Annotated in this window: 13 protein-coding genes; 4 read left to right on the top strand and 9 right to left on the bottom strand. The window is 71.2% G+C overall.

Features of this window, described 5'->3' with window-relative positions; all coding sequences use genetic code 11:
- Nucleotides 1-73 precede the first annotated feature (73 nt).
- The 3 genes from FED44_RS08450 to FED44_RS08440 all read right to left on the bottom strand — a co-directional run bounded on the left by FED44_RS08450 (nt 74) and on the right by FED44_RS08440 (nt 2,709).
- Nucleotides 74-640: a hypothetical protein gene (locus FED44_RS08450; RefSeq protein WP_138460307.1), complete on the bottom strand. Its 567-nt coding sequence runs from the start codon at nt 638-640 to the stop codon at nt 74-76.
- Between the two features lie 211 nt (nt 641-851).
- Nucleotides 852-1,772 (bottom strand): hypothetical protein, encoded by a 921-nt coding sequence (locus FED44_RS08445; RefSeq protein WP_138460306.1) that lies wholly within the window; start codon nt 1,770-1,772, stop codon nt 852-854.
- Between the two features lie 88 nt (nt 1,773-1,860).
- Nucleotides 1,861-2,709 carry an NmrA family NAD(P)-binding protein gene (locus tag FED44_RS08440; protein WP_138460305.1) on the bottom strand — a complete coding sequence of 283 codons (849 nt, stop codon included), beginning with the start codon at nt 2,707-2,709 and terminating at the stop codon, nt 1,861-1,863.
- Nucleotides 2,710-2,794: 85 nt separating this feature from the next.
- Between FED44_RS08440 and FED44_RS08435 the strand changes: the two genes are divergently transcribed.
- From FED44_RS08435 to FED44_RS08425, 3 genes are all read left to right on the top strand, one after another.
- Nucleotides 2,795-3,511: a TetR/AcrR family transcriptional regulator gene (locus tag FED44_RS08435; RefSeq protein ID WP_138460304.1), complete on the top strand. Its 717-nt coding sequence runs from the start codon at nt 2,795-2,797 to the stop codon at nt 3,509-3,511.
- A gap of 753 nt (nt 3,512-4,264) precedes the next feature.
- A complete protein-coding gene (locus FED44_RS08430; RefSeq protein ID WP_244301794.1) occupies nt 4,265-4,498 on the top strand; it encodes a ribbon-helix-helix domain-containing protein in 234 nt (77 codons plus the stop codon).
- Complete coding sequence (locus FED44_RS08425; protein WP_138460303.1) at nt 4,495-4,929, top strand: PIN domain-containing protein; 435 nt, start codon at nt 4,495-4,497, stop codon at nt 4,927-4,929. The genes FED44_RS08430 and FED44_RS08425 overlap by 4 nt, the downstream gene beginning before the upstream one ends.
- A gap of 76 nt (nt 4,930-5,005) precedes the next feature.
- Here FED44_RS08425 and FED44_RS08420 read toward each other — a convergent pair whose 3' ends face one another.
- A complete protein-coding gene (locus FED44_RS08420; RefSeq protein WP_167521427.1) occupies nt 5,006-6,163 on the bottom strand; it encodes a serine hydrolase domain-containing protein in 1,158 nt (385 codons plus the stop codon).
- 45 nt (nt 6,164-6,208) lie between these two features.
- On the opposite strand from FED44_RS08420, the gene FED44_RS36310 reads away from it, so the two are divergent.
- Nucleotides 6,209-6,781 carry a TetR/AcrR family transcriptional regulator gene (locus FED44_RS36310; RefSeq protein ID WP_111699415.1) on the top strand — a complete coding sequence of 191 codons (573 nt, stop codon included), beginning with the start codon at nt 6,209-6,211 and terminating at the stop codon, nt 6,779-6,781.
- A gap of 7 nt (nt 6,782-6,788) precedes the next feature.
- Here the strand turns inward: FED44_RS36310 and FED44_RS08410 are convergent, their stop codons facing one another.
- From FED44_RS08410 to FED44_RS08390, 5 genes are all read right to left on the bottom strand, one after another.
- A complete protein-coding gene (locus FED44_RS08410; RefSeq protein ID WP_138460301.1) occupies nt 6,789-8,261 on the bottom strand; it encodes an FAD-binding oxidoreductase in 1,473 nt (490 codons plus the stop codon).
- 95 nt (nt 8,262-8,356) lie between these two features.
- Complete coding sequence (locus tag FED44_RS08405) at nt 8,357-9,808, bottom strand: NADH-quinone oxidoreductase subunit NuoF family protein (RefSeq protein WP_244301793.1); 1,452 nt, start codon at nt 9,806-9,808, stop codon at nt 8,357-8,359.
- Nucleotides 9,805-10,779: a hypothetical protein gene (locus FED44_RS08400; RefSeq protein WP_138460300.1), complete on the bottom strand. Its 975-nt coding sequence runs from the start codon at nt 10,777-10,779 to the stop codon at nt 9,805-9,807. The genes FED44_RS08405 and FED44_RS08400 overlap by 4 nt, the downstream gene beginning before the upstream one ends.
- A gap of 125 nt (nt 10,780-10,904) precedes the next feature.
- Nucleotides 10,905-12,056, bottom strand: a complete 1,152-nt coding sequence (locus FED44_RS08395) for a DUF1996 domain-containing protein (protein ID WP_111699418.1) — start codon at nt 12,054-12,056, stop codon at nt 10,905-10,907.
- Nucleotides 12,057-12,067: 11 nt separating this feature from the next.
- Complete coding sequence (locus FED44_RS08390; RefSeq protein WP_111699419.1) at nt 12,068-12,658, bottom strand: DUF4142 domain-containing protein; 591 nt, start codon at nt 12,656-12,658, stop codon at nt 12,068-12,070.
- Nucleotides 12,659-12,683 lie beyond the last annotated feature (25 nt).

The raw sequence follows: 12,683 nt of genomic DNA, 5'->3' as shown, positions 1-12,683 counted from the left end.
GACGCCCGATGGCCGCCTAATGCAGCCGAGCGGCAACTCCGGCTGATCGCGCCCCGCGATCGCCGAGAGGTGCTCAGTGCACGCAGAGAGCGGACACGGTCACGTCGTAGATGTACCAGCTTCCGGTAGGAGTCGTGTACACGTTGGTCACCCCGGTCGTCTGGTAGCCGGTGCAGTCCCCGCCGGCCGCGAGGATGGCGGCTCGCGCCCCTGCCGCGCCGTTCTGCTGCGCCGTCCCGGGCGTGCTGCCTTCACCGCGAGCCGTCGCGGTGCGCGGCACGGTGTACGAAGGCGGTGGCGGCGCGGGAGCGCACAGGCCGGTCGCGGTTCCGTTGAACTGGTAACCACCTCCGCTCGGTACGACGTACACGAGGGTGGCCGACGAGGTCACGTTCGTGCAGACCTCCCCCAGTTGGGTGGCCAGACTGGCGAGGGCGTTACGGGCGCTCGCCTGGGCCGCCGCCGAAGCCGAGGACTGCGTCTGGCCCCATGCCGAGCCGGTCGCCGTCCGCCAGGTGTCGGCGTGGGCCGCCGCCGGGCTGAGGCCGATCCCTGTGGCGGCGAGCGCCACCGACATCAGCAGTCGGCCGGCGAGCGAACCACGCCGGGATTGTCCGTACGGTTCATCGTGCTGAGCCATCCGCGCCTCCTATGAGCGCCTGGTGAACAGCGACAGGGCGGGAATCCGATCCCCGCTTTCGAGCACGATCTTGGGGCGCGAGGTCATCGTAGATTCGCCGTTTTCCGCTGACCATGCTGCGGCGGCGCAGGTGCGATCGACGCGCTGGTGGGCGGTCCCGGCCGGTGAAAGTTTCCTCGGCGCGGTCCGCGCATTCCGGGCCCGGCCCGGCTCACCCGGTCTGGTCGAGCTGCCGCCAGCGACCGGGGTCGTTGAGCCGTTGCAGCCGCAGCGCCTCGTCGTGATAACCCTTGCGCGCGTCGTCTTCGGCGCGAAAGGCCAGATCCCTGCCGCGCGGCTCGGTCGCCGTCACGTACCAGTCGCCGTACTCGCAGCCGCTCGGCAGCCGGCCCAGGGTGATCTGGAACGACTTGCGGGGATCGGCGGCGGCGAACTCCCACCGGGCCACCGGTTCGGCGCTGGAACAGGCGGACAGCCACCCCGAGGGCAACTCCGTCTGCCGGGCGTCCGCCCGCTTGACCGCCAGGCGCTTCAGCTCCTTCGGGGCGACCTGGAGGTACGCGGCCAGGGTGCGGGACGCCTTCGACAGCCCATACTCGGCGGACACGTCGCGCTCGATCTCGTCCCAGTGGGTGCCGACCACCGGCCCCAGCTCCAGCGCGTCGAGGGTGCCCGACATCAGTTCCGCACGGACCGGGAGGATGTCCTTGAGCCATCCCGCGCCGGTCTCGTGCAGGTTGAACAACTCGGAGTCCTCGGCGTACATGCGCAACCGAAGGAGCAGGTCGTCGTCGCTCGTCTCCACGCTCAGGCCTTCGAGTATGTTCCCGTGCGCGTAAGGCGCGACCGTCTCCGCGGACAGCGCCGTGCCGGGGATCCGGAAGGTGACCGAGCGGGGACCGACGTTCTCGAAGAAGAGCCAGGCGTCGAAGGTCCGCTCGACGAACTGCTCCATCTCCCGCGTGTAGTCCTCCCAATCCACGGACGCGGAGAACGAGGTCGCGGTCACCATCGGCTTCCCGGGCAGCATCCGCAGCACCGACTGCGTGTTCTCGTCGAGAACGCGGTCGAGCACCACGGCCTCGATGTACTTGTAGTGGCGACGTTCGTCCCGGTACTTGCGCCTGCCCATGTCCGCACTCCCTGGAAACGCTCGGTCCGACGTAATCTAATGATCACGCGAAGCGAACGGGCGGAAACGGGCCGAATACGACAGCCGGTCAGGGCGTGAGCGTGGCGGCGAGCACGTCGCGGAACGCCGTCGGCTTACGGCCGAGCACCTCCCCGAGGGCGGGGCAGACCTCGGCGAACTCGCCCTGACGGCTGGCCTCGTACATGCCGAGCAGGAACCGTGCCTGTCCCTCGGGGACGCCGCGCGACACCACGCCGGTGATCCACTCGTCGTCCGGGACGGTGACGCGGGTGATCTCGCGTCCGGTCAGTTCGGAGGCGATGGCGGCGATGTCCGTGAGGTCGAGCGCCTCGGGGCCGGTCAGCGGCGGCGTGATCCCGTCGAGCCCGCCCTCCTCGGCCAGCGCGACGGCGGCCGCCTCGGCGAGGTCGGCGTGGGCCGTCCAGGAGACCGGCCCGTCGGCGGGTGCGACGATCTCACCGTCCCGGAGCCCCTGGCCGATGACCTGGACGATGGTGGCCGCGTAGAAGCCGTTGCGCAACGCGGTGAACGGAACCCCGGACGCGCTCAGGTCCCGCTCCGTCTCGGCGTGGGCCGGCATCGGGAGGAAGGGAGAGGCCGGGTTCGCCCCCATGTGGCTGGTGTAGACGATTCGCTTGGCGCCCGCGGCCGCGGCGGCCTCGATCGCCGTACGGTGCGGGGCGGCGTCCGCCGGGCCGGAGACGATCAGCACCCGCGCCACGCCCTCGAACGCGTACGCCAGGCTCCCGGGGTCGTCGAAGTCGCCCTGCCGGACGCGTACGCCTCGATCCGCGAGGTCTTCGGCTTTCCCGGTTTCGCGCACGCTGACGCCGATCCGTTCGGCGGGGACCCGGGTGAGCAGGTGCTCGACGACAAGGCGGCCAAGCTGACCGGTCGCTCCGGTGACGATGATCACGACTTACTCCTGTGTTATCGGCGATATCGCCAGGACGCTAACACTGAAAAACCATCGATAGCAACTCCTTGCTATCGTTGGAAGCATGAGTGATCCCGGAAGCGAGACGGCCGGCCGCGACAGGACGCGGGCGCACATCGTGTCGGTCGCGGCGGGACTGCTCGCGAGTGGTGGCCGCGACGCACTCTCGACCAGGGCGGTGGCCGCCGCGGCGGGCACCCAGGCTCCGACGATCTACCGCCTGTTCGGCGACAAGGAGGGCCTGCTCGACGCGGTCGCCGAGTTCGGCTTCACCTCATATCTGCGGGACAAGAAGGCCCGGCCGCCCGCCGGTGATCCGGTCGAGGAGTTCCGGGCCGGGTGGGACCTGCACGTCGGCTTCGGGCTGGCCAACCCCGCACTGTTCTCGCTCATGTACGGCGATCCCCAGCCGGGGCGTCGGTCGCCCGCCTCAGTCATCGCCTTCCGCATGCTGGGAGAGCGCATCCGCGCGATCGCCGCCGCGGGCCGGCTGAAGGTCGGCGAGCGCCTGGCGGCTGACCTCGTGCACTCCGCCGGAACCGGCGTCGTCTTCACGTTGCTCTCCATGCCGGAGGAACGGCGTGACATGCGCCTGTCCGAGGTGGCCCGCGACGCGGCGATAGCCGCCATCACCACCGACGCCCCCGCCGTCGAGACCCCCGGGCCCGCGGCGGCGGCGATGGCGCTGCGCGCCACCCTGCCGGACGCCACGGCCCTCACGGACGGAGAGCGCCACGTGCTCGGCGAATGGCTCGACCGCCTCGCCGTCGGGCCCGCCTGAGTGAGTGCGGCGTTGAGCGAACCGCCGCCGGTCGCGAAAAGCGGTGGAGGGCTTCGCTAACACGCACCGGCGAAATTTTTCCGGACTTCAATGTGCGGCCCCTGCGGCCGGTCCGTAAATCGCTCGCTCGGATTAGACGAAATTCCCTATGGATATCCCCCAAAGTGGTGACTACCATCAAGAAGTAAACATCGACTCCGAGGGGGATGAGTAATGGGCCGTGTCAGGAAGTTCGGCGTTTCGGCCGCGGCAGTGACCGCGATCGCCGCCGCGACAACGCTGATGTCACCCACAGCTCCCGCCCTGGCGGCGCCGACCTGCAGCACCAGCGCGCAGATCGGCGTCAGCGGCGGCACCGGCTGGGCGACGTGCAGCGGCACCGGAGTGACTCAGACACGGGTCGTGCTCTTCTGTCAAGACAGTAGCGGTGGCTACACCACGGTCTACGGCCCTTGGGTTGCCAATTCCGTCAAATCAAACGCCAGATGCAGCAGCAGCTCATGGCCGATATCGGTCGGATATCAAACAATCTGAGCCGCGCCCTAATCGCCCTTCATAGTTCCCCCATACCGTTGTGGTCCCGGCACCGCATTAGCATGCGGCCCTTTTCGCCACTGATCGGTGCAGACACCCACTACTCCGCCCGGTGGAGGACTCGCGCGAACAGGCGCTCGACGACACGGCGGATACCCGGTCGCTCGATGACGCGCCAGCCGGTCGTACCAGTACATGTGTTAGTGTTGGTACATGTCAATGAAGAGGACGAACGTCTACGCCGATCCTGAAGACCTTGCCCTCATCAAGGAGGCTGCCAAGCGCCGTGGCATCCCCGAGGCTGAGATCATCCGTGAAGGGATCCATCTGGCTGCGATGGCGAACCGGGTGTGGGACGAGCCGTTGGACTGGCCGACCTTCGAGGGCAGCGGTGAGCCGGTCACCAGCGACGAGATCACGTCGGTGGTGGCCAGGGAGGCCACCGGCAGGTGATCGTCATCGCCGACACCTCCGGCATCATCGCCGCCTCTGATCGAAACGCCTCTGACAGCGTCGGCTGTCAGACCGTTCTCCGTGAGGCTGGGACGGTGGTCGTCTCTCCACTGGTACTGGCGGAGGTCGACCACCTGGCCAAGGTCCGTTTCGGCTCCGCCGCTCGGACGCAGATCACCGCCTTCATCCTTTCCAACGCGCACCGTCTGCGCTTCCAGATTCCGGAAGTCTCGACGGAGGTTCTGGACGCGGCGTGTGCGCTGCGGCACCGCTACGCCTCGTTGGACCTGGACCTCGCCGACGCGGTCAACGTCGTCCTTGCCGCGGAGTTCCGGACCGACGCCCTGCTCACGCTGGACCGGCGTGATTTCCGGGCGGTGCGCCCTCTGACTCCGCACAAGGCGTTCCGGCTGCTGCCGGACGATCTGTAGCCGAGCCTCGCGTGGCGGAAGAGCCGCCGGGAACGTGCCTTCCGCGCGACCTCCGGGGTGTCGAGGCCGGGAACGATCAGCCGGACGCCAGCCGGTCGGCGAGTTTCTGGAGTGTGGCGGCGATCTGGATGTTGGTCTGGTAGTCGTCGCCCATGCGGACGATCACCGTCCGGGTGGCCGGTGACACCACCATGATCTGACCGTGCGCGCCCATCGCGGCGAGGTCCCCTCCGCCGTCGCTTCGCGGGAGGATCCACCAGCCGTTGCGGTATCCGACGGCGATGCCGGCGAAAGTGGTCACCGGTTCACGATTGCCCGGGTCGAGGCTGCGGTCCAGGAACGCTCGGGGCGCCACCTGCTGTCCGGCGACTCGGCCATCGTCGAGCAGGAGCCCGCCGATCCTGGCGAGATCACGGGCGGTCACCACGAGACCGCTCTCGTGGTAGGGGAAACCGTGGTCGTCGACGCACCATTCGGCGGGATACTCCGCGCCCAGATCGTCCCACAGGCGCTGCAGCGGCTGTCGCGTGAGGAACGTCCCGGTCAGCCGCCGGTACGCCAGGCCGACGAGGTTGGGCGCGTAGTCGTTGTAGGTGAACGGTCCCGGCGCGCTCGCGATCTCCGGCCGCCGGACGACGGTCCCGGCCAGGTCGGTCGCGTAGTAGACCGACGGATAGTCCCGGTTGACCCAGGGGAACGAGATGTCGTCGGAGAAGGCGATGCCCGAGCGCATGTCGACGAGATCGCCCAGCGTGATGGCGGAGAACCGGGCATCCCTGGCGCGCAGTTCGGGAACGGCCTGGGTGACAGGCATGCCGAGACCTCTGATCGTGCCGTCCGCGACGGCCCGCGAGACGAGCAACGAGATCACCGTCTTGGACACCGAGAACGCGGAGGCAGGGCGATCAGGCGCCCCGCCGTTGCCGTACCACTCGCACACCAACCGGCCGTCGTGTACGACGACGATGCTCTGCGCCTTCTCGGTGGGCAGCGCGTCGCGGATCGGGCAGTCGCCGGTCGCCGGCCACGGCCGGGGCACGGCGGCCGCGTGCACCGAGGTGTGCTGTTTCCATTCGACGTCGGTGATGCCGGAGTCCTGGTGCGCCAGCACCCGCACGGCGTACGCGGCGTCGCCGTGGGCCATGATCAGCAGGAAGACCGCGACGAGCGTGACAACGGACAGGGGGAGGACCCAGGCGGTGTGCCGCGGCACGCGGCGGACATGCGGTAGCACAGGGTAAGTATATGTCGTATACATTCAAGTGAGGGGAGGTGCCCGGTGCCACGCCCGAAGACGATCGACCGGGCGGCGATCCTGGGTGCCGCGCTCGACGTGGCCGACGCCGACGGCGTCGCGGCCGTGAGCATGCACGCGGTCGCCAGACGACTGGCGGTGACACCGATGGCGCTCTACCGGCACGTCGCCAACAAGGCCGATCTGCTCGACGGCATCGTCGAACTGCTGATGGCTGAGATCGTGCAGGACGTGCCGGCGCCGGGTCCGGCCGCCGGACGTGACGCCTGGCTGGACGCGCTCGTCCGGACGGCCGGCCGTGCGCGGGCGGTGGCGTCCCGGCACCCGGAGGCGTTCACCCTGCTGCTGAGCCGGCCGGCGGCCTCCGCGGCCGCGCGCGAGGTCCGCGCGCACATCCACGACCTGCTCCGTCAGGCGGGCGTCGGCGGCGACCACGTCGAGCGGCTCGAACGCATCGTCACCACCACGGTGCTCGGCATGGCGGCCGGGCAGGCGTCGCAGCGGTTCGCCCACCACCCGCCCGACATGCTCGACGAGGACGTACGCGCCCTGGCCACGTTCGTGACCGCCGGCATCGAGCCCTTCCGCACTCCGTAGCCCGTCGTCAGATGCCCTGGGGGAGGCGGAAGAGGCGGCCGGGGTCGTAGGCCGCCTTGACCTCGGCGAGGCGCGCGGCGTTCGCACCGTAGTACTGCTGCCGCCAGTTGGTCAGCTCCGGGTCGGCGTAGTTGAGGTACGCGTGGTCGCCGAGGTGCGGCCGCATGGCGGCGTGGGCGGCGCGGGTCCAGGCGGCGGCGCCGGACTTGTGGGCGTAGTACTGCACGCTGAACAGCGCCTTGCGGTGCGGGAAGGCGGTCGCGTCCGGGCGGACCCGGGCGACGGCGCCGCCGAGCGCGTCGAGCAGCACCGAGTGCCGTCCCGGCGCGGCGACCTGGGCCAGCAGCGCCTTGATCCCGGCGGACGACAGCGGCGTGTAGGCGAAGTGCGACTTCGCGGTGAACGAGTCGCGGACGAGCCTTCCACTCGGGTTCTGGCCGGGGAGCGTGCCAGGACGGTGGCACTGCGCCACCGTCAGCGACGAGCAGCCCGCCTCCACCATCATCGCGTGGTCGTACGCGGAGACCGCGACATAACGGGTCTTGGGCCCGGAGCCGACCCGGTCGACGAGCTTCTGCAGCAGGTTCTCGCACGCCGCCTTGCCGCCGAGGTAGAGGCCGCCGACCATCACGTCCGGGGACGGGTCGTGGTTCAGGTGGCAGTTGGACCACAGCGCGTCGGGCGCGGACGGCGCCCACGCCTGCCACGCCTTGAGCACGGCGGCCGCCTTCGACCAGGGCCAGTGCAGGAAGAACAGCGTCACCTGACGGGTGGCGTGCGTGCGGAACGTGAACGACGTCGCGACGCCGAAGTTGCCGCCGCCGCCTCCGCGCGAGGCCCAGTAGAGGTCCGGGTGCGACGTGGGGGAGCAGGTCAGCGTCTTCCCGTCGGCTGTGACGATCTTCAGGGACTCCAGCACGTCGCAGGTCAGGCCGTACTGCCGCGACACCACCCCGATGCCGCCGCCCAGCGTGAGACCCGCCACGCCGACGGTCGGGCAGGAGCCCGCCGGGATGCTCACCCCGTGCGCGGCCAGCTTCGCGTACACGTCCACGAGCCGCGCGCCGGCGCCGACCGTGGCGTGACCGCCCGCGTACGACACGCCGCTCATCCGCGACACGTCGACGACCAGCCCGGCGCCCGTGGACCAGCCCGCGTAGCTGTGGCCGCCCGACCGGGAGGTCACCGGCACGCCGAACCGCCGCGCGAACGCCAGGCACTCCGACACGTCGGCCGCCGTCGCGCAGTACGCCACCCCGGCCGGCCGTACGGAGTCGAAGGCCGCGTTGAACACGTGGCGCGCGTTGTCGTACGACGCGTCGCCCGGCCGGATCAGCTTGCCGTCCAGCCCCCGGCCGAGCGCGGACCAGTCGGCGGGACGGGGACCGGCGGCGGCGAACGCCGTGCCCGAGAAGGCGCCGGAGAAGGCGGCGGTCCCGGCGAGGGCCGAGACGCGAAGGAAGCTCCGTCTGTCGATCATGGTCGTACTCCCGAGGTGGTGATCTACCTCGTGAGACGCGTGCTGATCCGGTCCGGTTGGTTACAGTGTCATCACTTCGTCCCTCGTGTCGGGTCTCACTTCGCGCCGATCCGCAGGGCCAGCGCGGGGCACATCTCCACCGCCTTCTGCGCGTCGCCGAGCAGCCACGAGGGGACGCCGGTGTCCATGAACACCGGAAAGCCGTGGTGGTCCAGCTTGACCAGTTCCGGCACGAGATGCGCGCACAGGCCGTGGCCCTGGCAGCGGGTCCAGTCGACCATGAGCCGGACGTCCCGCGCCTCCTCCACGGGCAGGGGGAGCACGCCCTTCGTCTCCCGTCCGCAGCCGCCGTGGAAGCGGTGCTCCTCCACGTCGTCGGCGAACGCGTCCAGGGCCGACAGCACGAACCTGGCCGAGCCGTCCGGGTGGAAGCAGGCGCCCCGGCCCTTCACGGCGGCGGCCGCCCGGCGGACCGCCTCGGGGCCGTCCGGGTCGCCGTCCTGGAGCTGCCGGAAGGCCCGCGCGAGGTCGGGCAGGCCGAGACGGCACGGGCCGCACTGCCCGGCCGACTGCGCGGCGAGGTAGCCCGCCACCCGCGCGGTCTCGCCGAGCGGGCAGGTGTCCTCGCCCAGCACGACCACGATGCCCGCGCCCAGTTCGCCGCCCGCCTCCTTCGCGCCGCGCCGCGACAGGACCGTGCCGTACGCCGCCTCGGCGGACATCCAGGTGCCGTGGTATCCGCCGAGCAGCAGGCCGTCACCGATCTTCGCTTCGCACAGGGCCAGCACGTCGGCCAGCGGCACCCCCGGAGGGGCCTCGACCACCGCGGGGGCGCCCACCGAGCCGCCGACCGTCAGCAGGATGGTCCCCGGCTCCTGCACGGTGCCCACCGCGGCGTACTCCTCCGGGCCCAGCTCGGCCAGCACGGCGAGCTGGGCGAAGGTCTCGGTGTTCGACAGCAGGGTCGGCAGGCCGTACACGCCGCTGTCGCTGGAGCGGACCTTGCGGCCCGGCGGCAGCCCCATCTCGCCGTTGACGGCGCGGACGAGCGCGCCGCCCTCGCCGGAGATGAACCGCTCCTCGATCGCCACGACGCGTACGAGCCCGGTCAGGCCGCGCTCGGCCACGGCGGCGGTGACCGAGGCCTCGGCCAGCTCGCCCGCGCCGACCGCGACCACCACCTCGCGGGAGCCGAGCGCGCTGGCCGCGAGCAGGGCGCCCTCCAACACCAGGTGCGGCGCCCGGGTGAGCAGGGTCTTGTCCTTCAGGCTCGCGGGCTCGCCCTCGGCGGCGTTCACCAGCACGACGGTCTCGCCGTCACGGGCGGACACGGCGCGCAGCTTGCGCGCGAACGGGAACGCGGCCCCGCCCCGGCCCCGCAGGTCCACCTCCTCGGCCATCGAGATGAGCGCGTCGACCGTCTGGCCCGGCAGCCGGTCGTGGTACTTGTGATGGGCGTTGAGGTCGAGCCTGCGATGCTCGTCGAGCCCGGCGGTCAGCCGGGACGGGCCGAGCCGCCGGACGTTGGAGACGCGGTAGGGAATCACACGATCCTCCGGAGGCGGGGTTCCTGGGGGGTGGGCGGAGCATCACTGAGGACGTCGTTCAGAACGTCGTCCGGGAGACCGCCTGAGACGTCCCGCAGGATGTAGCGGGGGACGTCGGGGGCGGCGGGATCGGTGCCGGTGCGGGCGAGGACGGCCACCTCGGGCCGTGCCTGCGGCCTGACCGGCCGCGCGGTTCGCTCGCCGGGGCGCCTGCCGTCCTCCTCGCGGACCGTACGGCGCCCGGTGCCGGTAGTGGTGACGGCGGCGGGGGCGGCGCTCCATTCGTCGGTCGCGGCCTGCCGGGCCGGCCGGGTGGCGGCCGCGAGGCGGATCAGCAGGGCGGCGCCGACCGCCGCCAGGCAGGCCACGTAGCTGAAGGTGACCCACGGCGCGGCGGCCCGGCCGGCGGTCAGGCCGTGCAGGATCGCCACCGGCCACGCGAGGTAAGCCAGGTCGTGCAGCCCTCGCCACAGCCAGGGCCGTTCCGCCTGGGCGAACCTGCCCCGCATGACGCCGGTCGCGACGATCACGATGAACAGGTCGGAGGCCACGACCCCCAGCGAGACGTACACGTTGGTGGACGGCACCACCGACCCGTACGGCGGCACCAGCCCGGCAGCGATCTTCATGCCGATGTGCACGATGAGGAAGCCGATGCCGAGCAGGGCCATGGCCCGGTGGACGAGCTGCACGCGCACCCGCTGCGCGATGGGCAGGATCACGCGGTCGGTCGCCGCCAGGCCCAGGGCGACCGTGGTGGTGAGGCCGACCAGCGCAAAGACGCCGGCGTAGAACGTGAGGAACGACTGGGCCTCGGCCAGGAACGCCGAGCCGCCGGACGTCCGGGTGGCGGCCAGCCCGCCGGTGATGATCACGGCGACCACGACGCCGAGGCTCACGCGTACGCCGCGCCGTTCGAGGTCGAGGCCGGGATTCGGCCGGGTGTGCCGGGAAGCCCCTCTGTTGGGCACTGATTTCCTCCGTCGTACTGCCTGGGGGGTGTGGAGGCGCCGTTCCCCGCCCACTTGGGTGGGGCCCTCGGGTGGGGGTGGCCTGCGTGAGGACCGGGCGGGGAACGGCACGATCGGGGCGCGGCTCAGCAGCGCAGGCCGCGGTTGATGCAGGTGACCACCGACCGCATCAGCCGGTCGGGCATCACGTTCTCGAAGTCGGCGTGGTCGGTGATCGGGTTGTGCCGCTGCTCCGGGAAGCTGTCCACCGCGAACGACGGCCCGCCCGGCACCGAGTAGGCCAGGGTCATGCGCAGTTGCGGGATCGCCCGGGTGCCCGCCGGGCACGCGCCGTTCCGGGCGGGGAAGACGACGTGCGTCCGGTGGTTGGCGCTGTCGGTGTTCTGGCCGTCCCAGCAACTGGGGAAGTCGAGCACGCGCAGCACCAGGCTGCCCCGGGGACAGAGCGGATACTTTCCGGTCAGCCGGTTCGTGAAGCCGCTGCAGGTCCACTGCGCGCGGGCGTTGGCGCCGCCGTTGGTGGCCGCCTTCGCGTCCCCGGTGATGAGCCGGAGGAACCGGGGCATCGCCACGACCCTGCTGACCGGGTTGCCGCGGAACTGCAGCGTGACCGACCGGGCGAGGAGGATCGTGCCGACGTTGCCCTCGGCCGCGCCGCCCGGCTCCTCCGCGTGCCGCGCCGTCGCGTCCTCCGCCGTCGTGTCCTCCGCTGTCACGTCCTGTGCCGCCGGGTTCTCGGCTGTCACGTCTTCTGCCGTCGCGTCCTGGACGTCGGCGGGGGAGGCGTCGGCGGAGGGGGAGGGGGAGGGAGAGGCGGACGGCTGGGCGCCGAGGCCCTGCCGGCTGCGCAGCACCGGCCAGAAGTACGTGGACCTGTCGCCGAGCCGGCAGGTCGTGCCGCCCGCGGCGAGGCTCTCGTCGGTGGAGGACCCGTTGGTCGTGAGGTTGCCGACGTAGTCGTGGACGTGGTGCGCGCCGTTCGACACCCCGGGCGCGACGATGTGGTTGTCGGAGTTGCGGTGGCCGTTCTCGTTGCGTCCGCAGCGGGAGGTGAACGAGCCGCGCCCGGCGCGTACGCCGCCGTCGCCCGGCGGCACCCGCCGGATGTCGGCGAAGTCCTCCAGAGCCGGGCCGACGTCCTCGCACCCCGCGCCCTGGACGGACGGATCGCAGTGGTCGGCGAGGGCGGGCCGGACCCCACCGATCAGCGGGTTCAGCGGGCTCAGCGAGCCTCCGAGCAGCACGCCCGCCATGGCGAGAATGAGCCGTTTTCGCATGGATGCACCTTCTAGACGGTGGGGGTGGGAAGGGTGGAGTAGTCGACGAGTCCCGTGCCTTCGAGCAGGGTCATGTGCTTCATCACGACGTCGACGGCCTGCCCGGCGAAGTCGCGGACCAGGCTGTTGCGGGTGCCCGCGCGGACAGCGGAGACGAAGGTGAACACCTTGCCGTGGGCGTTGCGCAGCCGGTCCGCGAAGACGCGGTCGAACTCGGGGCCGCGCGCGGCGGCCATCTCGTCCAGCCACCCCCGCTGGTCCGGGTTCGGCTGGTCCGGCAGCGGGACGCCGAGCTTGGCGGCGAGCTCCCTGACCTGCGCGTCGAGTTTGGTGTGGTCCTCCACGAGGTGCCTGCCGACGTCCTTGACCTTCTCGCTACCGGCCCGGTCCTGGGCCCAGCGCCCGGCGGGGATCTCCCAGAGCCCCGCCCAGCGCACCCTGACCAGCAGGTCGCGGTCGGCCGGGCCCAGCGGGCCGTAGGGGGTCTGCGTCCAGCCCGCCTGGGCTGACGACGCGCTCCTGGGGACGACCACGATCACCGTGACGGCCGCCGCGAAGAGGAAGACGCCGAGCACCAGGAGTTCCCCGAAACGGAACCGCATCGTGCCTCCTTTCGTGACCTTCGGT

Source organism: Microbispora triticiradicis, from assembly GCF_005864065.1.
Lineage (GTDB): Bacteria > Actinomycetota > Actinomycetes > Streptosporangiales > Streptosporangiaceae > Microbispora > Microbispora triticiradicis.
The sequence above is the reverse complement of the archived record's forward strand: the minus strand, read 5'-3'. Positions and strand labels throughout refer to the sequence as shown.

Coding starts and splice junctions, on each gene's coding strand:
- FED44_RS08410 (WP_138460301.1), bottom strand. CDS start 8,261: ATGATCGACAGACGGAGCTTCCTTCGCGTCTCGGCCCTCGCCGGGACC.
- FED44_RS08445 (WP_138460306.1), bottom strand. CDS start 1,772: ATGGGCAGGCGCAAGTACCGGGACGAACGTCGCCACTACAAGTACATC.
- FED44_RS08395 (WP_111699418.1), bottom strand. CDS start 12,056: ATGCGAAAACGGCTCATTCTCGCCATGGCGGGCGTGCTGCTCGGAGGC.
- FED44_RS08435 (WP_138460304.1), top strand. CDS start 2,795: ATGAGTGATCCCGGAAGCGAGACGGCCGGCCGCGACAGGACGCGGGCG.
- FED44_RS08390 (WP_111699419.1), bottom strand. CDS start 12,658: ATGCGGTTCCGTTTCGGGGAACTCCTGGTGCTCGGCGTCTTCCTCTTC.
- FED44_RS08430 (WP_244301794.1), top strand. CDS start 4,265: ATGAAGAGGACGAACGTCTACGCCGATCCTGAAGACCTTGCCCTCATC.
- FED44_RS08450 (WP_138460307.1), bottom strand. CDS start 640: ATGGCTCAGCACGATGAACCGTACGGACAATCCCGGCGTGGTTCGCTC.